Origin of the sequence: Streptomyces sp. NPDC059853 (genome assembly GCF_042731495.1) — a bacterium.
GTDB lineage: Bacteria > Actinomycetota > Actinomycetes > Streptomycetales > Streptomycetaceae > Streptomyces.
In genome coordinates this window covers 12,627-35,486 of the sequence record NZ_JBHWJL010000020.1, presented here as the reverse complement: position 1 = coordinate 35,486, position 22,860 = coordinate 12,627, and the positions used below count along the sequence as shown (strand labels likewise).

General features: G+C 74.5%; 20 protein-coding genes and 2 tRNA genes. 16 read left to right on the top strand and 6 right to left on the bottom strand.

Going from position 1 to position 22,860, the window contains the following annotated elements; all coding sequences use genetic code 11:
- From ACFV5N_RS04135 to ACFV5N_RS04095, 9 genes are all read left to right on the top strand, one after another.
- Positions 1 to 543, top strand: a 543-nt coding sequence (locus tag ACFV5N_RS04135) for a hypothetical protein (RefSeq protein WP_385593773.1), incomplete at its 5' end; no start/stop codon positions are given.
- Positions 540 to 2,387, top strand: coding sequence for an acyl-CoA dehydrogenase family protein (locus tag ACFV5N_RS04130; RefSeq protein WP_385593771.1), 1,848 nt, complete (start codon positions 540 to 542; stop codon positions 2,385 to 2,387). The genes ACFV5N_RS04135 and ACFV5N_RS04130, both read left to right, overlap by 4 nt.
- Entirely contained in the window at positions 2,374 to 3,291 is a 918-nt protein-coding gene (locus ACFV5N_RS04125) for an alpha/beta fold hydrolase (RefSeq protein WP_385593768.1), read from the top strand. The genes ACFV5N_RS04130 and ACFV5N_RS04125 overlap by 14 nt, the downstream gene beginning before the upstream one ends.
- Entirely contained in the window at positions 3,288 to 4,448 is a 1,161-nt protein-coding gene (locus tag ACFV5N_RS04120; RefSeq protein ID WP_176127772.1) for a class I SAM-dependent methyltransferase, read from the top strand. The genes ACFV5N_RS04125 and ACFV5N_RS04120 overlap by 4 nt, the downstream gene beginning before the upstream one ends.
- A 79-nt stretch (positions 4,449 to 4,527) precedes the next feature.
- A complete protein-coding gene (locus tag ACFV5N_RS04115) occupies positions 4,528 to 6,033 on the top strand; it encodes a flavin-containing monooxygenase (RefSeq protein ID WP_385593765.1) in 1,506 nt (501 codons plus the stop codon).
- 186 nt (positions 6,034 to 6,219) lie between these two features.
- Positions 6,220 to 8,964: a BTAD domain-containing putative transcriptional regulator gene (locus ACFV5N_RS04110; protein ID WP_385593762.1), complete on the top strand. Its 2,745-nt coding sequence runs from the start codon at positions 6,220 to 6,222 to the stop codon at positions 8,962 to 8,964.
- 83 nt (positions 8,965 to 9,047) lie between these two features.
- Positions 9,048 to 9,239 (top strand): DUF2795 domain-containing protein, encoded by a 192-nt coding sequence (locus ACFV5N_RS04105; protein ID WP_019435613.1) that lies wholly within the window; start codon positions 9,048 to 9,050, stop codon positions 9,237 to 9,239.
- Between the two features lie 68 nt (positions 9,240 to 9,307).
- Positions 9,308 to 10,225 carry a polysaccharide pyruvyl transferase family protein gene (locus tag ACFV5N_RS04100; protein WP_385593759.1) on the top strand — a complete coding sequence of 306 codons (918 nt, stop codon included), beginning with the start codon at positions 9,308 to 9,310 and terminating at the stop codon, positions 10,223 to 10,225.
- A 57-nt stretch (positions 10,226 to 10,282) separates the two neighbouring features.
- Positions 10,283 to 10,888: a flavodoxin family protein gene (locus ACFV5N_RS04095; protein ID WP_385593756.1), complete on the top strand. Its 606-nt coding sequence runs from the start codon at positions 10,283 to 10,285 to the stop codon at positions 10,886 to 10,888.
- A gap of 48 nt (positions 10,889 to 10,936) precedes the next feature.
- Here ACFV5N_RS04095 and ACFV5N_RS04090 read toward each other — a convergent pair whose 3' ends face one another.
- Positions 10,937 to 12,142, bottom strand: a complete 1,206-nt coding sequence (locus ACFV5N_RS04090) for an aromatic acid exporter family protein (RefSeq protein WP_385593753.1) — start codon at positions 12,140 to 12,142, stop codon at positions 10,937 to 10,939.
- A gap of 183 nt (positions 12,143 to 12,325) precedes the next feature.
- A complete protein-coding gene (locus tag ACFV5N_RS04085; protein ID WP_385593750.1) occupies positions 12,326 to 12,991 on the bottom strand; it encodes a TetR/AcrR family transcriptional regulator C-terminal domain-containing protein in 666 nt (221 codons plus the stop codon).
- Positions 12,992 to 13,055: 64 nt separating this feature from the next.
- Here ACFV5N_RS04085 and ACFV5N_RS04080 point away from each other — a divergent pair, with 64 nt between their 5' ends.
- The gene (locus ACFV5N_RS04080; protein ID WP_385593748.1) at positions 13,056 to 14,570 is read left to right on the top strand and encodes a monooxygenase; all 1,515 of its coding nucleotides are present in this window, start codon (positions 13,056 to 13,058) and stop codon (positions 14,568 to 14,570) included.
- Positions 14,571 to 14,655: 85 nt separating this feature from the next.
- Here ACFV5N_RS04080 and ACFV5N_RS04075 read toward each other — a convergent pair whose 3' ends face one another.
- Positions 14,656 to 15,756 carry a sensor histidine kinase gene (locus tag ACFV5N_RS04075; protein ID WP_385593745.1) on the bottom strand — a complete coding sequence of 367 codons (1,101 nt, stop codon included), beginning with the start codon at positions 15,754 to 15,756 and terminating at the stop codon, positions 14,656 to 14,658.
- The gene (locus tag ACFV5N_RS04070) at positions 15,743 to 16,420 is read right to left on the bottom strand and encodes a response regulator transcription factor (protein ID WP_176127763.1); all 678 of its coding nucleotides are present in this window, start codon (positions 16,418 to 16,420) and stop codon (positions 15,743 to 15,745) included. Before ACFV5N_RS04070 ends, ACFV5N_RS04075 begins: the two co-directional genes overlap by 14 nt.
- Positions 16,421 to 16,560: 140 nt before the next feature.
- Here ACFV5N_RS04070 and ACFV5N_RS04065 point away from each other — a divergent pair, with 140 nt between their 5' ends.
- Positions 16,561 to 17,130 carry a M15 family metallopeptidase gene (locus ACFV5N_RS04065; RefSeq protein ID WP_385593742.1) on the top strand — a complete coding sequence of 190 codons (570 nt, stop codon included), beginning with the start codon at positions 16,561 to 16,563 and terminating at the stop codon, positions 17,128 to 17,130.
- Between the two features lie 143 nt (positions 17,131 to 17,273).
- Here the strand turns inward: ACFV5N_RS04065 and ACFV5N_RS04060 are convergent.
- Positions 17,274 to 17,347 (bottom strand) — tRNA-Ile (locus ACFV5N_RS04060).
- Between the two features lie 190 nt (positions 17,348 to 17,537).
- A tRNA-Asn gene (locus ACFV5N_RS04055) sits at positions 17,538 to 17,610 on the bottom strand.
- A 150-nt stretch (positions 17,611 to 17,760) separates the two neighbouring features.
- Here ACFV5N_RS04055 and ACFV5N_RS04050 point away from each other — a divergent pair.
- The 5 genes from ACFV5N_RS04050 to ACFV5N_RS04030 all read left to right on the top strand — a co-directional run bounded on the left by ACFV5N_RS04050 (position 17,761) and on the right by ACFV5N_RS04030 (position 22,738).
- Positions 17,761 to 18,051 carry a hypothetical protein gene (locus ACFV5N_RS04050; protein ID WP_385593739.1) on the top strand — a complete coding sequence of 97 codons (291 nt, stop codon included), beginning with the start codon at positions 17,761 to 17,763 and terminating at the stop codon, positions 18,049 to 18,051.
- Positions 18,052 to 18,200: 149 nt separating this feature from the next.
- Complete coding sequence (locus ACFV5N_RS04045) at positions 18,201 to 18,974, top strand: IclR family transcriptional regulator (protein WP_385593736.1); 774 nt, start codon at positions 18,201 to 18,203, stop codon at positions 18,972 to 18,974.
- A gap of 29 nt (positions 18,975 to 19,003) precedes the next feature.
- Positions 19,004 to 19,852, top strand: a complete 849-nt coding sequence (locus ACFV5N_RS04040; RefSeq protein ID WP_385593733.1) for an SMP-30/gluconolactonase/LRE family protein — start codon at positions 19,004 to 19,006, stop codon at positions 19,850 to 19,852.
- Positions 19,853 to 19,989: 137 nt separating this feature from the next.
- Positions 19,990 to 21,009 (top strand): NADP-dependent oxidoreductase, encoded by a 1,020-nt coding sequence (locus ACFV5N_RS04035; protein ID WP_385593730.1) that lies wholly within the window; start codon positions 19,990 to 19,992, stop codon positions 21,007 to 21,009.
- 208 nt (positions 21,010 to 21,217) lie between these two features.
- Positions 21,218 to 22,738: an alpha-N-arabinofuranosidase gene (locus tag ACFV5N_RS04030; protein WP_385593727.1), complete on the top strand. Its 1,521-nt coding sequence runs from the start codon at positions 21,218 to 21,220 to the stop codon at positions 22,736 to 22,738.
- Positions 22,739 to 22,860 lie beyond the last annotated feature (122 nt).

Sequence of the window (22,860 nt, the reverse complement as noted above, 5' to 3'; positions counted from 1 at the left end):
GCCCAGGCGTCCTGCCTGGACGCCCCGGCCGACCCGCGGCGCGCGGACGCCCTGTTCACCCCCGAGGCCGTGCTCGGGCCGCTGTTCGGCCACGCCACCGGCCCGTTCGCGGACGACGACCCGGTCACCGCCGGGACCGCGGAAGCCTGCGCCGCCCTCGCCCGGCACACCGCCGACCCCGTGCTCACCGGCGCCGCCGGCGCGCTGCGCGCCGCGGGGGAGCGGGTGCGCGCCGAGGCGGCCGACGCACTCGACCCCCGCTCCCTGGCCGGACAGCAGTTCGCCGACCGCTACGCGCGGCTCTTCGCGGCCACCTGCGTGGCCCGCACCGCCCTGGCCGCCGGTGAGACGCCGCCCTGGCTCGGCCCCGGCCTGCTCGCGCTGCTGGAGCCCGGCCGCCGGATGCCGCGCGAACGGGCCGCCGCCCTGTGGGACGACGTCCTGGCCCACACCGCGACCGGAAGCGGGGCCCGGGCCGGGACCGGGACGGCGGAACACCCCCTCGTACCGGCGGCCCTCGCCCGGGGAGGGGAGGCCCGATGACGACCGTGGCCCCGGTCCGTGCGGCGGCGCGCTCCCTCGAAGCGCACCTCGCCGACCCGCACGACCCCGCCCTGCCCGGCAGCTTCCACCGCGCCCTGGCCGCCGACCGCGCGGCCGTCTTCCCCGCCGACCTGTGCCGCAGCGTCCAGGAGTGGGGCGTCGCCGACCTCCTCATCCCCGCCTCCTGCGGCGGCCGGCTGCGCGGTCTGGAGGAGGCGTTCGAACTGTGCCGGGTGCTCGCCCGGCGCGACCTCACCGCCGCGATCGCCCTCGGCAGCAATCTGCTGGCCGCCCTGCCCGTGTGGCTGCGCGGCAGCGCCGGCCAGCAGGCCGCCGTCGCCCGGCTGCTGCGCTCCGGCGGCTACCTCTCCTTCGCGCTCAGCGAGCGCGCGCACGGCGCCGACCTGGTCGCGGGCGCGACGACCGGCACCCGGGACGGCGACACCTGGCGGCTGGAGGGCGAGAAGTACCTCATCAACAACACCGGCCACGCCGGTGCCGCCACCATCACCGCCCGCACCGGCACCGGGCCCCGCGGCCTCACCCTCTTCCTGGCCGCACTGCCGGACGCGCCGGACCCGGGCGGTACGCCGGACGCTCCCGCGGACGGGTCCGGGAACGGCCCCGGCTGGCACCGGCTGCCCAAGGTCGCCACCCACGGCCTGCGCGGCAGCGCGATCGGCGGCCTGGCCCTGACCGGTCTCACCGTGCACCGCACCGACGCCGTCGGCCGGCCCGGCTCCGGCCTGGAAACCATCCTGGAGACCTTCCAGATCACCCGGGTCCTCGTCTCCGGCCTCGCCCTCGGCGCCCTCGACACCTGTCTGCGCCGCGCCCTCGGCTTCGCCCGCACCCGCCGGCTGTACGGCGGCCCCGTCCTCGCGCTCGAACCGGTCGCCCGCCGCCTCGTGGACGCCTTCGCCGACCTGCTGGTGGGCGAGACCGTGGCCGCCGGGGCCTGCCGGGCCGCGCACGACCGCCCCGGTCAGCTGCCGCTCCAGTCGCTGTGCGCCAAGTACCTGATCCCGCACCGCGCCACCGACGCGATCGAATCCCTCGGCGTCGTCCTGGGCGCCCGCTCCTACCTCACCGACCCCGCACTGGAGCCCGTCTTCGAGAAGATGCGCCGCGACTGCGCCGTCACCGGGCTCTTCGACGGCTCCGCCCCGGTGGTGCTCGGCGGCCTCGCCGACCAGCTCGCCCCGCTCGCCGAGGCCCGCGCGACCGGCCGGGTGGACACCCGGGGCCTGCCCGCCCTCTTCGCCCCCGACCCGGACGAGGGCACCGGCACCGCCCCGCTCGACCCCGACCGGATGGCCCTGGACACCGACGAGGACGCGGTGGCCGCCGGACTCGACCGGCTCGCCGCCGTCCTGGACGGCCCGCAGCCGCTCCCGGGGCTCACCGCCGCCCGGCACACCGAACTGCGCACGCTGACCGGCCGGCTGCGCACCGCCCTCGCCGCCCTCGACGCGGAGGCCACCGCACTCGCCGCCGACCCCGCGCAGCGGCGTACCGGCGCGGCGTACGACCTGGCGGCCCGCTACACGCATCTGCACGCCGCCGGGGCCTGCGCCTGGCGCTGGCTCGCCCACCGCGAAGCGGCGGGCCCGGCCGGGCCCGCCGAGGCGGACACGGTGGCCGGATTCCTCGCCGACGGCGGCTGGCTGACGCTGTGTCTGCGCCGGCTGGCCGGACAGGCGGGCGTCCTCCCGGCCGCCCCCGCCCCCGACGGCCTCGACGCCGCCGCCCTCGCCACCCTGAACGACCTGTACGACCGGAACCTGCTGTTCTCCGTGACCGGGTTCCCCCTCGCGGGAAGGACGACCGATGGTGTCAGCTGACGACGACCGGAACGGCCCGGATCACCGGAGGAACCCGGACGAGCCGGACGGGAGCGGCGCGAAGGACGACCTCCTGGTGACGTTCGACGACGGCAGCAGCACCACCGTCAGACTCTTCCGCGCCGAACGCCCGGACGCCCCCGTGGTGCTGTTCCTGCCCGCCATGGGGGTGCGCGCCAGCTACTACGAGGTGCTGGCCGACGTCCTGGTGGAGGAGGGCGTCCACGTCGCCCTCGCCGACCACCGGGGCCACGGCGGCAGCTCGGTGCGCGCCTCCCGCCGGAACACCTGGGGGTACGCCGACCTCCTCGAACGCGAACTGCCCGGCATCACCGACGCGGTCAGATCCGCCTTCGGCGCCGACGAACTCGTCCTGGCCGGGCACAGCCTGGGCGGACAGCTGTCCCTGCTGTACGCCGCCACCGCCCCGCACGGCGTCTCCCGGGCCGCCGTCATCGGCACCGGCACCGCCTGGCACCGCACCGTCTCCGGCCGGGAAGCCGTCGGCCGCTGGTTCGGGGTCCGGCTCACCGGGGTCGTCGCCGGGCTGTGGGGCTATCTGCCGCAGTGGTTCCCGTTCGCCGGGCGCGAGGCCCGGCACGTCATCCACGACTGGGTGCGCGAGGGCCGCACCGGCCGCTACGCGCTCTCCCGCACCGACGTCGACTACGAGGCCGCGCTGGCGAAGACCACCGTCCCCACCCTGTTCGTCGGCTTCGAACGCGACCCCCTCGTGCCCCCGGCCGGACTGCGGCACATCGCCGACAAGGTCACCGCCGCCCCGGTGACCCTGCGCGAACTGTCCCTCGCCCAGCTCCGGCTGAAAGAACCCAGCCACTACCACTGGGCCCGGCGGCCCCAGGCCGTCGCCGACGCGCTGACCGAATGGATGGCACAGCCATGACCACCAGGACCGAACCGGCCCCCGGCATCGACGCGCTCAGCATGGCCGACGTCTACACCCCCGCCTACACCGAGCAGATCGAACGCGCCCGGCACGAGGCGTCCCTGCTCTTCGCCCGCGTCGCCATGACCCATCTGTTCGCCGACGGGCCCACCGCCTACCGGCCGGACGCGGAACCGCCCCGCGGAGCGCTCGCCCGCCAGCCCGTCCTCTTCCGCCAGAAGCTCCTCGACTACCTCGCCGACCGCGGCGAGCTGATCATCGAGGGCGACACCTGCCGGCCCACCCCCGCCCTCGCCGCCCGCGCCCGGCTCACCGAGGAGGAGTTCCTGGGCCCCGGCGCCACCGGCTCCCCGACGATGGAGGTCATCAAGCACTTCGAGACCGTCGTCGGCGGCGTCCTCGCCGGCCGCGACGGCCTGGTCCTGCTGGAGGAGACCTACGGCGCCGAGACCACCGCCCGCCTGTGGCACCACCTCATGGTCGAGGCCGGACCCAAGCGCGCCCCCAGCAAACTCGCCGCCCGCGCCCTCGATCTGCGGCTGCGCTCCGGCGCGCCCACCGTCGTCTTCGAGGGCGGGGCCGGCATCGGCGCCACCCTGCGCGAAGCCCTCACCATCGACGGCTTCCGGGCGCGCACCGCGCACCTCGCCTCCTACGGCTTCACCGACGTCAGCCGCTCCCTGATGCAGCAGGCCCGCCGCATGGTCGCCGACGAGGTGCCCGAACTGCTGGACCGGATCAGCTTCGACCGCGTCGACCTGGACGACCTCGACGCCTACGACGACGTCCCCTACCTGCGGGACGGGGCCGCCGACCTCGTCATCTACGAGAGCGTCCTGTACGACGTCGCCGACCTGCACCGGGTCCTCACCCGCACCCGGCGGATCCTCAAGCCCGGCGGCTGGCTGGTGTTCACCTTCGGCAGCCGGGGCCGCCCCGGGCGGTTCTTCCCCTTCGAGTTCTTCCAGTCGACGCTGCACAGCTTCTACCGGGCCGAACTCGATCCGCCCCGCCGCGTCAACTGCGGCTACCTCACCATGGCCGAGTGGACCGCGTCCCTGCGCGACGCCGGCTTCGGCCGCTTCCGGGTGCTCCCGGACGCCGCCGACCACGACCGCTGGCCCTACGGCGGCATCGTCGCCGAACGGCCCTGACCCGGCTCCTGCCCGGCCCCGGCCCCGTCCCCCGACCCGACCCCGGTACCACCCGACCCCCGGAACCAGTGGAGACACCATGACGGACCAGGTCGGCGGCCACGTCAGAGCCGCCGTCATCGGCTGCGGCTTCGGCGGACTCGGCGCGGCGGTACGGCTGCTCCGGGAGGGCGTACGCGATCTCGTCGTTCTGGAGGCGGCCGGGTCGCTCGGCGGTACCTGGCGCGAGAACACCTATCCCGGTGCCGCCTGCGACATCCCCTCCCACCTCTACAGCTACTCCTTCGCCCCCAACCCCCACTGGCCCCGGGCCTTCGCCGGCCAGCGGGACATCCTCGCCTACCTGGAGCGCGTCGCCGACACCTTCGGCGTCCGCCCGCACATCCGGCTGCACACCACCGTCACCGCCGCCCGCTGGCAGCCCGAGCAGGCCCGCTGGCACCTCACCACCGACCGCGGGGAACTCACCGCCGACCTGCTGGTGACGGCCGCCGGTATGCACTCCGCGCCCAGGATCCCCGACATCCCGGGCCTCGACACCTTCCCCGGCACGCACTTCCACAGCGCCTGCTGGGACCACGGCCAGGACCTGACGGGACGCCGGGTCGCCGTCGTCGGCACCGGCGCCTCCGCCACCCAGATCGTCCCCGCCCTCCAGCCCGCCGTCCGGCAGGTCCTGGTCTTCCAGCGCCACGCGCCCTGGGTGCTGCCCAAGTTCGACCGCCCCTACCCGCGCGCCGAACGCCTGCTGTACGACCGGCTCCCCGCCCTGCGGCTGCTCCAGCGCGGCCGGTTCTGGGCGGTCGGCGAGATCCGCAGCGAGGTGCTGACCCGCGGACTGCGGCAGCTGACCCTCGCCGAGAAACTCGTCGCCGCCCATCTGCGGCTCGCCGTCCGTGACCCGGAGCTGCGCCGCAAACTGCGCCCCGACTACCGCATGGGCTGCAAGCGCGTCACCTTCTCCAACACCTTCTATCCCGCGCTCGGCAAGGAGAACGTCGAGCTGATCGCCTCCGGTCTCGCCCGCGTCGAGGGCGCCCTCCTCGTCGGCCAGGACGGCAGCCGCCACCGGGCCGACACCATCGTCTTCGCCACCGGCTTCCACAACGTGGGCCGCCCCATCACCCGGCGCATCGCGGCGGCCGACGGCACCACCCTCGCCGAGGCGTGGGACAGGACCGGCGGCATCCGGGCGCTGCGCGGCACCACCATGGACGGCTTCCCCAACCTGCTGATGATGGGCGGCCCGCAGGCCGTCTCGTCCTCCAGCTCCAAGGTGCTGATGATCGAGGCCCAGCTCGACTACCTCGGCGACTACGTCCGGCATCTCGACCGGCTCGGCGGACCCGGCGGCGGTGTGGCCCTGGAGCCGGAACCCGCCGCCGTACGGGCGTGGAACGCGACGATGCGCCGCAAACTCGCCCGCACCGTCTGGGAGACCGGCTGCGACAGCCCGTACCTGGACCACGAGGGCCGGGACGTGACGCACTGGCCCGGCACCACCACCGCGTTCCGCCGGGCGACCCGCAGGGTGGACCTCGGCGAGTACCGGGTGGTGCGCGCGGTGCGGGAGAGCACCGTGTGACGGCCCCCGCCGCCCCGTCGCCACCTTGCCCGCAGCCGGCTGATGGCATGTCATGGACGGCATGAGCACGGAGACGAAGGAGACGGAGGAACGGCCCCGGGAGCCGCGGACGGGCCCCCGGTTACCCGGGGGACGGTCCGGCCCGCCCCGGTGGGGCCGCCCCGGACCGTCCGGCCGGAGGCGCGGGTGAGCGCCGCCGCGGGCCCCGGCGTGCTGCGGTTCCGGCTGCTGGGCCCGCTGGAGGTACTGCGGGACGGGACCCCGGTGCGGCTGCGCGGCCTCCACCAGCGGGCCGCGCTCGCCTATCTGCTGCTGCGCCCCAACCGGGCGACCGCCACCAGCGAACTGATCGCCGCCCTGTGGCCGGGCCAGCCGCCCGCCTCGGCCCGCAAGATGGTGCAGAACGCCGTGTGGCAGCTGCGCACCCGGCTGCTGCCGCCCCCGCCGGACGACGGGGGAGGGGAGCAGCGGGAGCGGGGCGCGGTGCTGTGGTCCCGGCCGCCCGGCTATCTGCTCCAGGTCCATCCCGGCGCCCTCGACCTGCACCGCTTCCACACCCTGGCCGCCGAGGGCCGGGCCAGGATGCGGGAGGGCGCGGTGGCCACCGCCTCGCTGCGCTGGCGCGAGGCGCTGGACCTGTGGCGCGGCCCGATGCTCGCCGACCTGGTCGAGGCCGGGATGCGCTGGCCCGAACTGGAGGCCGCCGAGACGGCCCGCCTCGATGTGCTGGAGAAGTTCTTCGACGCCGAACTCGCCCTCGGCCGCCACGACAGCGTGCTGCCCGAACTGCGGGCCGTCACCCGCGCCGAACCCCGGCGGGAGCCGTTCACCGGCCAGCTGATGCTGGCCCTGCACCGCGGCGGCCGGCACTCCGAGGCACTCGACGTCTACACCGCGATCCGCACCGAACTCGCCGAGGAACTCGGCCTCGAACCCGGCCGCCGGCTCCACGCACTGCACCAGGCGATCCTCACCGGCGACCCGTCCCTCGATCTCACCCCGCCACCCGGCGCGTTACGGGTCGCGGCGGCCCCGCCCGCCCCCGCCGGGCCCCTGCCGGCGGCACCGGACGGCGCACCGGAGGCGGTGCGCGTCCACCGGGAGATCAGCGTGCTGCTGCTCGCCGTCGCCTTCCCCGGCACCCCGGACGGCACCGGCGTCCCGGACGACCCGCACGGCCTCGGCGACCCGCACGGCATCGGGTGCCCGGACAGCGGATCCGACGCGGACGCCCTGGAACGCGCCGAGGCCGAGACCGCCGCCCTGGAGACGGTCATCGGCGAGGCGGCGAGCCGGTTCGGCGGCAGCGTCCTCTCCCGGATCGGCTCCTGCCGGCTGATCGTGTTCGGCGCCACCCGCGCCCACGGGGACGAGCCGCTGCGCGCCGTGTCCACGGCCCTGGCGGTACGGCAGCGGCTGCGCCACCGCCCCCCGGAACGGCGGCTGCGGCTGCGGGCCGTCGTGGACACCGGCGACGCCCTGGTGCGGCACGGCCCGCCCGAGGCCGGCCCGCCCGCCGTGACCAGCGCCGTCCTCGACCGCGCCCAGGCCCTGCTGCCGCTGGTCCCGCCCGGCGAAGTGTGGGTGGGCCCGGCCACCCGCGCACAGACCGGGACGGCCGTCGACTACCAGCGGGCGCGCGTCTCCTCCGCCGCCTGGGCCGTACGGGCCCTGCGCCCGGCCGCCCCCGCCGGGGAGAAGACCCCGCTGCTGGAGCGCGCACAGCCGCTGCGGACCCTCACCGCGCTGCTGGACGGCGCACCACCCGGGCCGCGCGCCGCGCTGGTGGTCGGCGCGCCCGGCCTCGGCAAGAGCGCGCTGCTGGACGCCTTCGCCCGGCTGGTCACCGAACGCGCCCCCGGCGGCCGGCCGCTGCTGGCCCGCGTCGCCCCCGCGACCGTCGACGACAGCCAGCTGTTCGCCGTCGCCGCCCAGCTCTGCGCGGCCTGCGGCATCGGCCCGGCCGACCCGCCCGGCGGCGCGCGGCACAAACTGTGGGCGCTCGTCGAACGGGTCGCCGCCGACCCGGAGGAGGCCACCGGGCTGTTCACCCGGCTGCTGACCGCCATCGGCCACCTCCCCGGCCACGAACGGACGGCCGCCGCGGACGAGGTGGCGGCGGCCTGGCTCATCCTGCTCGAACGGCTGGCGGCCGAGCGGCCGGTGCTCGTCCTGGTGGACGACCTGCACGGCGCGGACGACACCGTCCTGCGGCTGGTGGACCGGGCGGCGGCCCGGCCGGACGGACCGCTCGTCGTCGCCACCGCCCGCCCCGGCGTCTTCCACCGCCGCCCCGCGTGGGCCGCCGGCCGCGAACCGTCCGCCGGGCTGCCGCTGACCCTCACCCTGGAGCCGCTGTCCGACGCCTCGGTCGCCGAGCGGGTCCGGGACCTGCTGCCGCCCGACGAGGGCACGGGCCGCGAGCTGACCGAGGCGGTGACCGCCCTGGCCGGCGGCAACCCGCTCTTCGCGGCCGCGTTCGTCCACCACGCGCTGCGCCGCCCGGCACCGGACCCGGCCGTACCGCGCACCGCCCTGATCCCCGGCCCGGTCCGCCGCGCGCTGGGCGCCGAACTCGACGCGCTGCCCGCCGGCCCGGCGCGCGCGGTGCGGGACGCCGCCGTGATCGGCGAGGACATCGGCGCCGCCGCGTTCGCGGTGCTCACCCGGCAGCCGGCCCACGAGGCGGCCCGCACCCTGGCCGACCTCGCCCGGCGCGGCGTCCTCGCCCCGACCGGCACGGCCCCCGACGGCACCCCCCGGTACCGGTTCCGCCGCCCGCTGCTGCGCGAAGTGGCCTACACCCAGCTCCCGCCCGGGGCACGCGCCGCCCGGCACGCGGCCCTGGCCGGAGGCCCCGGCGAGGCCCCGCCACCGGTCCCGCGGGCCCTGCTGCGCCTGCACTCCGTACGGGAACGACGGCTCAGGTGAGGGCGCGCCCGGCGGTGGTTCACGCGCCCGCCGCCGGGTACCCGCCCGCGGTCCCCGCCCCCGAGCGCGAGAAGGAGCGCACCATGGGCAAGCCGAACCCGATCGACGTGCAGAAGGCTCTGAAGGGGGCCTCCTACCCCTCCGACCGGCAGTCGCTGGTCGAACAGGCGGAGAAGAACCACGCCGACCGCGCACTGGTGGACAAGGTGGCCGGACTGCGCCGGGACCGCTTCGACGGCCCGAACGACGTGGAGAAGGAGATCTTCGGCTCCTGACCCGCCCCCGCCGGGCTGCCCCGGCCCCGCCAGGTTTGCCCCCACGGGGCCGGGGGACCCGGGGCCGCATGGCGACGACGGGCCGCAGCGGCGGACGGACGCTCATCACCGGCTGGTTCAGCTTTCCCGACGGCGAGGCCACCGCGGGCGACGTCCTGGCCCTGAACCGGGTGCGCGCCGTGTTCGAGGACCGGGACCTGCCGTACGACGTGGCGTGGAGCCCCGGGTTCGCACCCGGCGAACTCGCCCTGGAGGAAGCCGTACCCGAGGCGTACACCCGGCTGGTGTTCGTGTGCGGACCGCTGCACGGGCCCCGGGTGGCCGCCCTGCACCGCAGGTTCGCGCACTGCCGACGGGTCGCAGTCGGCACCTCCGTGATCGACCCGCACGACCCGGCGGTCACCGGCTTCCACCGGCTGCTGCCCCGGGACGGCACCCCCGCGCCGCCCCGCCAGGACCTGTCGCTGCGCGCCCCGGGCGGGGCGGCCGTGCCGGTGGTCGGGGTGATCCTCACCGACGGCCAGCACGAGTACGGCGGACGGCGGCTGCACGCGGAGACCGCCCGGACCGTCACCTCCTGGCTGGCCGCCCAGCCCTGCGCCCCCGTCCCGCTGGAGACCCGCCTCGACCGGACGGACGGACGGCTGTGCGGCACCCCCGAACAACTGCTGTCCGTCCTGGAACGGCTGGACGCCGTCGTCACCGACCGGCTGCACGGCCTCGTCCTGGCGCTGCGCTGCGGCGTCCCGCCGCTCGCCGTCGACCCGGTACGCGGCGGCGCGAAGGTCACCGCCCAGGCGCGCGCCTGCGGCTGGCCCGCGCTGCTCCCCGGCGAACGGCTGGACCCGGCCGCCCTCGACCACTGGCTCGACTGGTGCCTGACCCGGGGCCGCGCCGCCCTGCGCCGCGCCCCCGCCCCCGCGCCGGACTCCGGCGACCAGGCACCCCTGCTGCCGTCCGCCCTGGACGCCGGGCCCGGCGGCTGAACCACGGCCACCCGGATGGGCCGTTCCGCGCCGCACGCCACGGGTACCCGGCGGGACGTGAGAGCCACCGTGATCAACTGCACGCTCAAACCGTCCCCCCAGCCGTCCAACACCGAGGCGCTGGCGAAGGTCGTCATGCGGCACCTGGAGGGCCACGGCGTCACCGGCGACCTGGTGCGGGCCGTCGACCTGAACCTGCTGCCCGGGGTGGAGAGCGACATGGGCGCGGGCGACGACTGGCCCGGCGTCCGGGCCAAGGTCCTGGACTCCGAGATCCTCGTCATCGCCTCGCCCACCTGGCTCGGCCGGCCGTCCTCCGTCGCCCAGCGGGTCCTGGAACGGATGGACGCCATGCTCTCCGAGACCGACGACCAGGGCCGCCCGGTCGCCTACAACCGGGTCGCGGGCGTGGTGGTGACCGGCAACGAGGACGGCGCCCACCACGTGATCAGCGAGATCCACGGGGCACTCGGCGACATCGGGTTCACCGCGCCGGGCCAGGCATGGACGTACTGGCACCTGGGCCCGGGCCCCGGCCCGGACTATCTGGACGACGAGCGCGGCCACGACTTCGCGGACACGTCCGCCCGCTTCATGGCCGCCAACCTGGCCGGCACGGCCAGGGCCCTGGCCGCCCACCCGCTGGGCCCACCGCCGAGCTGAGACGACGGGGGCGGTGGGGCGGTGGACGGCCGGGGGCGCCGCGCGCGGTCAGCTCCACGGCGGGCCGGGCGCGCGGGCCAGATCGTCCAGCGCGCGCCGGGCATCGGTGAGCAGCGCCCCGTACAGCGGCCACTCCCCGGGCACCCGCAGGTCCGCCCGGCGGCTGTTCTCCGCCAGCTCGGCCGCCCGCCGCCGCCCGTCCGCCACCGGATCGCCGTCCGGCTCCGCACCGCTGTCCTCGTCCGGGCCGCCCTCCGCGTCCGCCTCCCGCTGTCGCCTGCCGCCCGGGTCCTGTGCCCCGGGCACCCCCTCGCCCAGCTGGTGCGCCGCCCGGCCGATGTCCTCCAGCAGTCCGGCGAACGGGATGAGGAAATCACCGGCCAGCGCCGGATGGTCCTCCCGCCCGGCGGCGTAGTCCAGCCCCCGGACGATCGACCGCAACTGGTGCGCCGCCCGCTCCAGCGCGGTCACCCGGCCGTGGTGCTCCGGCAGCCGCAGCAGACCGCCGCCGTTCATCAGCCGCCGCGGATTGAGGCGCACGTTCTCCTCGCCCAGCTCCACCGTCGCCCGCACCTGCCGGGCCGACGCCTGCAACGCGTCCGCCTCGTCCCACCAGGCCCGGGTCTCGGACTGGCCCGGCCCGCCCTCGCGCAGGCTGCGGGCGACACCGGTCGCCAGATCGCCGACGCGCTCGGCCAGATACACCACCGACCGGTCGGCGTCCCGGTGGTGCACCGCCGGTGCCAGGACCAGCACGGCCGCCAGCCCGCAGCCCATCCCGATGAGCACCGCCGCCGTCAGCTCGACGCCGTAGTCCCACTCGCCGTTACCGGCGGAGAACGCGAACAGCGCGGTGACCGGCACCTGGAGCCGCTGCGCCCCCAGCGGCTGGGCACGCGAGAGGGCCAGCGCCACCAGGAGCAGCACCGCCAGCGTCCAGGCGTGGCGCCCGGCCGTCGTGCCGAAGGCGGCGGCCAGCAGCACGCCGAGGGTGACCGCGACCAGGTAGCGCCACGCCTGCTGCACCGAGCGGTGCACGGTTCCCTGGATGGCCAGCAGAGTGGTGAACGGGGCGAAGGTGGTGACCCGGGGCGACAGCAGCCAGGAGGCCAGCGACCAGGCGATGACGGCGGCGGCCACGGTCTTCAGCTGGAGCAGCAGGTCCTCCCGCTGCCAGCCGGGCCCGCGCACCGCCTCCCGCACGCGGTCGCGCAGCACCGCCCCGCGCACCACCACCGCGCGGACGGGGCCCATCCCGCCGTTTCCCGTACGCCACCTCACGGCAAGGTCGTCTGCCCCCCCACACCAGGTGACAAACCTGGACAGGCCGGGCCCGCTCCGGGCCGGCCCGGAGCGCCGGTGACGCGAGCCAGGTCAGCGCACGCCTCCGCCCCTTCCGGTGGGCACCCTGTGTGAACCCCCGTCGCCTCGCCGGGCTCACCCCCGTACGGCGCGCAGTCCGTCCAGGAGCAGCCGCAGTCCGAACTCGAAATGCGCCGCGAAGTCCGTACTGGTGAGCACCGGCAGGGTGGCGGCGAGGTGCGGATACGTCCCCGCCGCCACCGCCTCGCGCAGCGCGCCCGCCTCGGGGGTCCCCCCGTCCCCCGGCCGGAGGGCGGCCTGTTCCTCCAGGGTGTGGCCGACGGTGAAGTGGGTCACCGCGTAGAGCGCCCGCGCCGCCTCGCTGTCGTCGAAGCCCGCCTCGCGCAGGACGCCCACGAGGCTGTCGGAGAAGCCCAGGGTGTTCGGGCCGGTCGCGTGGGTGCCGGCGAAGACGCGCGCACCGTCGCGGTGGGCGAGCAGGGCCGTCCGCAGGGCGCGGGCGAGGCGCGCGGCCCGCTCGCTCCAGTCGCCGTCTCCCGGCGGCCCGGCGGCGTCGGCGGCGCCACCGGCCATGCGCTCGGCCATCGCCGTGAGCAGGTCCTGTTTGGTGGCGAAGTGGCGGTACAGCGCACCGACCTGGACGCCCAGCGCGTCGGCGAGCCGGCGCATGGTCAGTGCGTCGAGACCGGACTCGTCCAGCAGGTCGAGGGCCGCCTCGACGGTGCGGGTCCGGTCGATGCGGGCGGGCCGGCCTCTGGTCGGGCTTGACGGGGTGCTCATGGGCCCCACTATAGTGAACATTGTTCACGTGAACGTTGTTCACTAAATAAGGAGGACCTCTCCGATGCACACCGATGTGATCGTCGTGGGCGCCGGCCCGACCGGACTGATGCTCGCCTGCGAGCTGGCACTGGCCGGCGTACGGACCCGGATCCTGGAACGCCGCGCCGAACCGCAGCGCGACTCACGGGCGCTGAGCCTGCACCCGCGCAGCGTGGAACTGATGGACCAGCGGGGACTGCTCGACCGGTTCCTCCCGCTCGGCCGGACCGTGCCGGGCTGGCACTTCGCGGGGCTGCCCACCCACCTGGACTTCAGCGCCCTCGACTCCCGGCACGGCTACACCCTCTTCGTGGCCCAGGCACGCACCGAGGCGATCCTCCAGGAGCGCGCGATCGAACTGGGGGTGGAGATCAGCCGGGGGCACGAGGTCCTCGGCGTGCGCCAGGACGGCGAGAAGGTCGCGGTGGACACCCGTGGCCCCGGCGGCGGCACCGAGACGGTGCACGGCCGTTACGCGGTCGGGTGCGACGGCGGGCGCAGCGTCGTGCGGCAGGCCGCGGGGATCGGCTTCCCCGGCACCGACGAGACCCTGACCGGGGTGCTCGGGGACTTCACGGTCGTCGACCCGCGGCCCGGCGCCCTCGACGCGGCCCGGTCCCGGGGCGTGATCGTCGCGCCGCTGGAGGGCGGGCTCACCCGGTTCGTCTACCTGGACCCGGAACGGATGGGTGTGCCGAGCCGGGAACCCGTGACCCTGGAGGAGTTCCGTGCGTCGCTCACCCGGATCACCGGCTCCGACTGCGGAGTCGCCGGGCCCCGCTGGCTCTCCCGCTTCGGCAACGCCACCCGGCTCGCGGAGAGCTACCGTGCGGGACGCCTCCTGCTGGCCGGCGACGCCGCGCACATCCACTTCCCCGCGGCGGGACAGGGGCTCAACACCGGTCTCCAGGACGCCATGAACCTGGGCTGGAAGCTGGCCGCCGCGGTCAACGGCTGGGCCCCGCCCGGGCTGCTGGACAGTTACGACGCGGAGCGCCGTCCGGTCGGCCGGTCGGTGACCGAGAACACCGAGATCCAGACGCTGCTGGCGGAACTGACACTGATCACCCGGTACCAGCGCCCGGCCGCGGCCCTGCGCGCGCTCTTCGACGAGTTGCTGGGCATGACGGAGGTCAACCGGCGGCTCGCCGATCAGGTCTCCGCGCTCGGCGTCCACTATCCGCCGGCGGACCCGGACGCCGACCCGCTGGTGGGGCGGCGCATGCCCGATGTCGGGCTGAGCGCCGCCGGTTCGGAGGCGACGCGGGTGTACGAACTCCTGGCCCGGGGCCGCTTCGCCCTGCTCGCTCCGGCCGGGGGACCGGCCCTCCGGGAGGCCGTCGGGGCGGGCTGGGGTGCCCGGGTCACGGCCGTCACCGCGGACACCTGCGACGGGCACCCGGACCTCGACGGGGTGACCGAGGTTCTCGTACGCCCCGACGGCCACGTCGCGTGGGCGACCCGCACCACCGACGCGGGCACGCGCGGCGAGGAGCGGATCCGGGCGCTCACCGCCTGGGCGGGCACACCCTCCTGAAGGGGCCGGTCACCTCCGGGCACCCGGTGCCCGTCCACCGACACCCGCCCCTCACACCATCAGGGCCCCCGCCCGTCGGCCGGAGTCAGTGAGCCGGAGCGATGGCCTCGGGCAGTTCTACGCGCACGGTGATCCCCCCGCCGTTCCGGGGCGTCAAGCGGAGAGTGCCACCATGAGCCTCCACGATCTTCTCGACGATCGAGAGTCCGAGGCCGTTCCCCGCGTGATGGTCGAGGTGGGCTCGGCCCGTGCCCTTCAGAAACGGTTCGGTGAATCTCGCGAGCCGGTCGGCGGGCACGTGCGCTCCGGTGTTCTCCACGGTCACGATCGCTCGCCCGTGTGCCGGGGAGGTCCGCACCCAGACCCGCGCTTCCTGCGACTGGTTGTGCACGATCGCGTTGTGGATGAGGTTCGTCATCATCTGGAGAAGCAGAGTCGGGGACCCGGCGGTGTGAGCGACCGACCCGTCGATCCTCAGGAGAACACTCTGCTGTTCGGCGAGCGAGAGGAGCGTATCGACCGCTTCGTCGGCGAGGAGAGAAAGGTCGATGACCTCCGGCTGGGCGATCGTGTTTCCCGCACGGCTGAGGACGAGGAGAGCTTCGGTGAGCGCGATCGCTCGATCGTTGGTGGCTTTGAGCCGAGCGAGATCGGCGGTGATGTCCCGTCCGGGGTCCTTCCGCGCGACGTCGATGACGGTGCGCATGATGGCGAGCGGGGTGCGCAGTTCGTGCGAGGCGTTCGCGGCGAACCGCTGCTGCTCGGCGACGTGCGACTCGACCTTCGTGAGCATGGCGTCGAACGCGTCCGCCAGTTCGCCGAACTCGTCCCGCCGGTCGTCCATCCTGACCCGGTGGGAGAGGCTGCCGGCCCCTGCGAGGCGTGTGGCTTCGGTGATGCTCGCGAGGGGTGACAGCATGCGGCCGGCGAGCAGCCATCCTCCGGCGAGCCCGAGCACCAGGAGGGCGAAGAGAGCGATGACGGTCGGTGGAACGAAAGCGTCCAGGAGATCGGACCGGTTGGGGACGAACCCGCCGCTCGTATTGATGGTGGTATCGGGCACGTAGCGCAGCAGGAACACCCAGACGACCGCGAGGAGGAGTGCGCCCGCCACCATCAGGAAGCCGGCATAGCTCAGCGTCAGCTTCCAGCGGGCGCTGAGACCCCGGCGCTCATTCCCGCGCATGTGCCGGGTCCTCTATCCGGTATCCAGCCCCCGGTACGGTGGCGATGAGCCAGGGCTCGCCCAGACGCTTGCGCAGCCCCGAGACCGTGATCCGGACCGCGTTGGTGAAGGGGTTCGCGTTCTCATCCCACGCCTGTTCGAGCAGCTCCTCGGCGCTGACCACTCCTCCCGCGGCGGACATGAGGACTTCCAGTACGGCGAATTGTTTGCGGGTCAACGCGATGTAACGTCCGTCCCGGTACACCTCGCGCCGGAAGGGATCCAGCCGGAGGCCCGCCAGTTCGTGGACGGGAGGGCGCCGCGAAGCGCGCCGCCGGTAGAGCGCGCGGATGCGGAGAACGAGTTCCTGGAACTCGAACGGCTTCGTCAGATAGTCGTCGGCGCCCAACCGGAATCCCGACACCTTGTCGTCGATCCGGTCGGCGGCGGTGAGCATCAGGATCGGCGGGCCGCTCCCGGACCGCACGATCTCCTCGGCCACGTCATCGCCCGGGATACCGGGAAGATCACGGTCGAGAACGACGACGTCGTACGCGTTGACGTCGAGCGCGGCGCGAGCGGATTCGCCGTCGGGCGCGATGTCGGCGGCGATCGCCTCGAGGCGGAGGCCGTCCCTCACGGCCTCCGCCATCACCGATTCGTCCTCGACGATCAGAACGCGCATACCCGCAGGCTACGGTCTCCGATGTATCGCGGGCGTATCGAGAACGGCATACGACCCCGCAACACCGCCCCGGGCCTAGTGGAGGCATGACGTACCGACGTGCTACTGCTCAGGACCGGAAGAGTCCTCCGCGCGCCACCGTGGCGCTCACGCTCATCGCTGTCGCCGTGATCGGCGTCGTCGCCTGCCAGGTCGTCGAGAGGACATCGGGCGATCACCTGACGCCGACGACGCGGCCGAGCGGATCCGACGGCCTCGACCAGGGAGTCCTCCCTTCTCGTGCGACCGTCTTCGACGCGGACCTTCCCGGGATCGACGGTCTCGCCCCCGACCTCAGGAGTGCTCTGGAGCAGGCGACGCGGGACGCACGGGCGGACGACATCGAGATCTTCGTCAACAGCGGGTGGCGATCGTCCGCCCTCCAGAGGCGACTGCTGGATGAAGCGGTCTCGGAGTACGGATCACGCGAGGAAGCCGCCCGCTGGGTCGCCTCCCCCGAGACCTCGGCGCACGTCTCCGGCGAAGCCGTGGACATCGGAGGCATGGACGCCTACCTCTGGCTCAGCGAACGCGACAGAGGGGCCGCTTACGGGCTCTGCCAGATCTACGCGAACGAGCCCTGGCACTTCGAGTACCGTCCCGATGCCCTTTCCGAGGGCTGCCCGGAGCAGTATCTCGACCCCACCCACGACCCGAACATGCGGCCATGACGCCCGATCCGGCGCGCGGCGCTCCGGTCGCGGCAGCGACGACAGCGGGGGTGACACCGGCACGAGATCGTCCGGGACCGGGGCGCCCTCGTTCCTGGTGGGAAACCGAAGGCCGGGCGCAGTGCGCGCCCGGCCTGCCGGGGTGGGGCGGGTGGGACTCGAACCCACGGCCGACGGATTATGAGTCCGTTGCTCTAACCGGCTGAGCTACCGCCCCATGTACGGCGAGCCGCGCACACATGTGCGCGCCGTCTGCCGCAGCATAGCTGCTCATACGATCTCCCGCCCGGGCCGGGGGCGGTTGTGCGGAGGCTAGGACAGTGCCCATGGGGTGATCGGTTCCCGGTCAGCGGGCGGTGATGCACGGGAACGCCGAAGGGCCCCTGAACGGGGCCCTTCGAGTGATGCTCCCCCGACTGGACTCGAACCAGTAACCTGCCGGTTAACAGCCGGCTGCTCTGCCAATTGAGCTACAGGGGACTGCGCCGCTCGGGTCTGCTCGCCGGTTCGCTCCGGGGGCGTTCCCTCGCTGCGGGCAATACATTAGCGCATGTGAGGCGGTGCTTCGAAATCGGTGACCGGGGCGCCCGAAAGTACGACAGACAGTACGTACGAGGAAGGACGCATCCCATGCGCAAGCTCATCTTCGTGGCGGGCGCCGCGGTCGGTTACGTGCTCGGGGCCCGGGCCGGGCGCGAGCGGTACGACCAGATCGCGGACGCCACACGGCGGTTCCTCGACAAGCCCGCCGTGCGCAACAGTATGGACACCGCCAACCAGACCGGCCGCCAGGCCGCCGCCGCGGCGGCGGGCGCGGTGGTGGACCGGGCCGGTGACCGGCTGCCCGATCCGGTGGTGGAGAAGCTGCGCGAGGTCCGGCGCACCGGCCGGGCGGAGGCGCTGGAGGAGGACGTCGCCTGAGCCGGACCCCGTACCCCGGGCGGCACCCGGGCCCGGGCCGTACCCCTTCGCCGCCTCTTGCCCGGGATGGGCTCCGCTCGGTAGCGTGCTGTTCGGCATCCCGGCAGCTGACCGGCATGCCGAACAGTGAGCGAGCGGAGGCCGCGGTCATGGGGCGTCGCGTACCGGCGGTCAGCCGGGCGTTGGACATACTGGAACTGTTCCTGGAGGGGGACGGCACCCTCTCCGCGCCCGAGATCACCCGCAGACTCCAGCTCCCGCGCACCACCGTGCACGAGCTGGTCACCACGCTCGCGGCGCGTTCCTATCTCGTCCCGGTCCCCGAGCAGCCCGGCCGCTACCGGCTCGGCGTGCGCACCTACCAGCTCGGCAGCCGCTACGCCGAGCAGCTCGACCTCGCCGCCGAAGGCCAGCAGGTGGCCCGCGCCGTGGCCGAGACCTGCGGGGAGACCGTCCACGTCGCCGTCCTGGAGGACGCCGACGTCATCTATATCGCCAAGGTCGACAGCACCCACGCCGTACGGATGGTCTCCGCCACCGGCCGCCGGCTGCCCGCGCACTGCACGGCGGTCGGCAAGATGCTGCTGGCCGCCCTGCCGCCCGCGGAGCTGGCCGCCCGGCTGCCCGCCGAGCTGACCGCCATGACCCCCAACTCCCTCACCTCGCCCGAGGAGTTGCGCGCGGAGCTGGCCCGGGTGCGGGAGCGGGGCATCGCGTACGAGCAGCGGGAGTCCAACCCGGACGTGAGCTGTGTGGCCGCCCCGGTACGGGACCGGTCCGGCCGGGTGGTCGCCGCGCTGTCCGTCTCGGTGCCGATGATCCGCTGGAGCGCGGAACGGCAGGAGGAACTGGCGGGGCTCGCCGTCCGGGGCGCGGCCGACCTCTCGGAGCGGCTGGGCCACCACGGCGCCCGTCAGCAGTGAGTACCCATTCACCGAGGGAGAGGGTTCGCGTGGCACTCGACGTCGCGATACGCGCCAGGGCCGAGCTGGGGGAGGGGCCGACCTGGGATCCGGTGGCCGGGCGGCTGATCTGGGTGGACATCCTGGGGTCCCGCGTCCATCTCTTCGACCCGGCGACCGGCCGCCGCACCGTGCTGCCCGTGGAGCAGCACGTGGGCGCGGCCAAGCCGCGCGCCGGGGGCGGTCTCGTGCTCAATCTGCGCGACGGGATCGGCCTGTACGAGGCGGACGGCACCGGTTTCCGCTGGCTGCACCGCGAGCTGGTGCCGGGCCGGCGGGGCAATGACGCGGCGGTGGCGCCGGACGGTTCGCTGTGGGCGGGCAGCATGCGCTACGACGAGGCGCCCGGCGGCGGCTCGCTGATCCGGGTGGACGCGGACGGCACCGTCCACACCGTGCTGCCCGAGGTCACCATCAGCAACGGCCTGGGCTGGAGCCCGGACGGCGCCCGCGCGTACTACGTGGACACCCCCACCCGGCGGGTGGACGTGCTGACCTTCACCGACGGCGGCGAGGTGCGCCGCGCGCCGCTGGTGGACACCAGCACGGTGCCCGGCTCGCCGGACGGGCTGACGGTGGACGCGGACGGCTGTGTGTGGGTGGCGTTCTGGGGCGGCGGCGCGGTGCGGCGGTACACGCCGGCGGGCGAGCTGGACCGTACGGTGCGGCTGAGCGTCTCCCAGCCGACCGCCTGCGCCTTCGGCGGCACCGGGCTGACCGACCTGTACATCACGACGGCCGCGGTCGGCACCGACCCGGCGACCGAGCCGCTGGCCGGTTCGGTGCTGGTGCTGCCGGACGCGGGACGGGGGCTGCCGCAGCCGGCCTTCGCGGGGTGAGGTGACGGAAGGGCGGACCGACGGGACGCGCTCGCCGGACCTGCGGGGCGTGCCGGGCGGTACGGGCGGGCGGGGCCCGCGGGTGCGATGGTGGGTGCGGAAGCGACCCTCGTCCCGAACCGCTCCTGGAGGTCCGTATGTCCCTGCCCACGACCGGCCGCGCCTGGCACCTGGTGGCGCGCCCCGAGGGGGAGCCCGCCCCGGAGGTCTTCGCGCTGCGCGAGGTGCCGCTGGAGGCCCCCGGGCCCGGCCGGCTGCTGGTCCGCAATCTCTATCTGTCGGTGGACCCCTATATGCGGGGCCGGATGGACGACGTGCCCTCGTACGTGCCGCCCTACGCGCTGGACCAGCCGATGGACGGCGGCGCGGTCGGCGAGGTGCTGGCGGTGGGGGAGGGGGTCACCGGGTTCGCACCGGGTGACCATGTGCTGCACGGTCTCGGCTGGCGTACGCACGCGGACCTGGACGCCGCCCGGGCCGCCCGGGTGTCGGAGGAGGACGCGCCGCTCAGCGCCTATCTGGGGGTGCTGGGCATGACGGGGCTCACCGCGTACGCGGGCCTGGTGGACGTGGCCCGGCTGGCGGAGGGCGAGACGGTGTTCGTCTCGGGCGCGGCCGGTGCGGTGGGCAGTGAGGCGGGGCAGCTGGCACGGCTGCTGGGCGCGGGCCGGGTGATCGGCAGCGCCGGTTCGGCGGAGAAGGTGCGCTGGCTGACCGAGGAGCTGGGCTTCGACGCGGCGTTCGACTACAAGGAGCCGACGCCGGTCACCGAGCAGCTGGCGGCGGTGGCGCCGGACGGCATCGACGTCTACTTCGACAATGTGGGCGGGGAGCATCTGGAGGCGGCGATCGACGCGTTCAACGTCCACGGCCGGGCGGTGATCTGCGGGATGATCTCGCTCTACAACGCCACCGAGCCGCCGGCCGCGCCGCGCAATCTGGGCCTGGTGATCGGGAAGCGGCTGCGGATCGAGGGGATGCTGGTGGCCGACCACCAGCGGCTGCGTCCGCGGTTCGTCGAGCAGGTGAGCGGCTGGGTGCGGTCGGGCGAGCTGAAGTACGAGGAGACGGTGGTGGAGGGGATCGAGAACGCGGTGGACGCCTTCCTCGGCATGCTGCGCGGCGCCAACACCGGGAAGATGCTGGTGCGGTTGTAGCGCACGGACGGCCGGGCGGTGGCGGCCCGGGGCGGCGGCGGGTCCGGCTGTGCGTCCCGGGCCGCCGTCGTGTGCGGTTCGGCTGCCCGCGGACCCCGTTGACGCCGGGTCCTTCCGCCCATAGATTTTCTTTTTGTTCGAAGCTGCGATCGATGTACGAAATAGCGAACATCATCGAACAACACCGTTCAGCCAGTCAGGGACCCGCATGAGTGCTCAGCAGACCGCCCGCTTCACCCTCGACCCCGCCTTCGCCGTCTCCGAGGTGGACCCGCGGCTCTTCGGCTCCTTCGTGGAGCACCTGGGACGCTGCGTCTACACCGGCATCTACGAGCCCGGCCACCCGGCCGCCGACGCCGCCGGGCTGCGCACCGACGTCCTGGACCTGGTGCGGGAACTGGGCGTCACCGCCATCCGCTACCCCGGCGGCAACTTCGTCTCCGGCTACAAGTGGGAGGACAGCGTCGGCCCCAAGGAGGACCGGCCGCGCCGCCTCGACCTGGCCTGGCGCTCCACCGAGAGCAACCAGTTCGGGCTCAGCGAGTTCATCGACTTCGTCCGCAAGGTCGGCGGCACCCCGATGATGGCCGTCAACCTCGGCACCCGCGGCGTCGCCGAGGCCCTGGAACTCCAGGAGTACGCCAACCACCCCGGCGGCACCGCCCTGTCCGACCTGCGCGCCGCGCACGGCGACAAGGACCCGTTCGACATCCGGCTGTGGTGCCTGGGCAACGAGATGGACGGCCCCTGGCAGACCGGCCACAAGACGGCCGAGGAGTACGGGCGGCTCGCCGCCGAGACCGCCCGCGCCATGCGGCAGATCGACCCGGACGTCGAACTCGTCGCCTGCGGCAGCTCCAACTCCGGCATGGACACCTTCGCCGCGTGGGAAGCCACCGTGCTGGAGCACGCCTACGAACTGGTCGACCACGTCTCCCTGCACGCCTACTACGAGGAGCGGGACGGGGACCGCGACTCGTTCCTGGCCTCCGCGGTGGACACCGAGTCCTTCATCGAGAAGATCGTCGCCACCTGCGACCACGTGGGCGCCAAGCTCAAGTCGGAGAAGCGGATCAACCTCTCCTTCGACGAGTGGAACGTCTGGTACATGAACCCGGAGGCCCCGGCCCACACCGACCCGCCGCGGGAGGACTGGACCGAGGCGCCCCGGCTGCTGGAGAACCACTACAGCGTGGTGGACGCCGTCGTCTTCGGCTCGCTGCTCATCGCGCTGCTGCGGCACGCGGACCGGGTCAAGGTGGCCTGCCTCGCCCAGCTGGTGAACGTCATCGCCCCGATCCTCGCCGAGCCCGGCGGCCCGGCCTGGCGGCAGACCACCTTCTTCCCGTTCGCCGCCGCCTCGCGGTACGGGCGCGGCACGGTGCTGGACGTGCGGCCCGACTCGCCGACGTACGACACCCGGCAGTTCGGCACCGTCGACCTGCTGCACACCACGGCGGTGAAGAACGACGAGACCGGCGAGGTCACGATCTTCGCCGTCAACCGCAGCCAGACCGAGGCACTGCCGCTGGAGGCGGTGCTGCACGGCCTGGACCTGACCCGGGTCGTGGAGCACTCGGTGCTCTCCGACGCGGACCCCGAGGCCCGCAACACCCTGGACGACCCGGAGCGGGTCACCCCGCACGCCGGCACCGGCACCGCGCTGAACGGCGGCACGCTGACCGCCACCCTGGAGCCGCTGTCCTGGAACGTCATCCGGCTCGCGTAACCGGGCCCCTCCGCCGCGCGGCCCCATCCGCCGCGCGGCGCCCGCCGACCGGGACCGGCCCCCCCCCGCCAAACCCCGGCCCCCGCGGGGCCCCCCCCCCCGGGGGGGGGAACCCGTGGGGC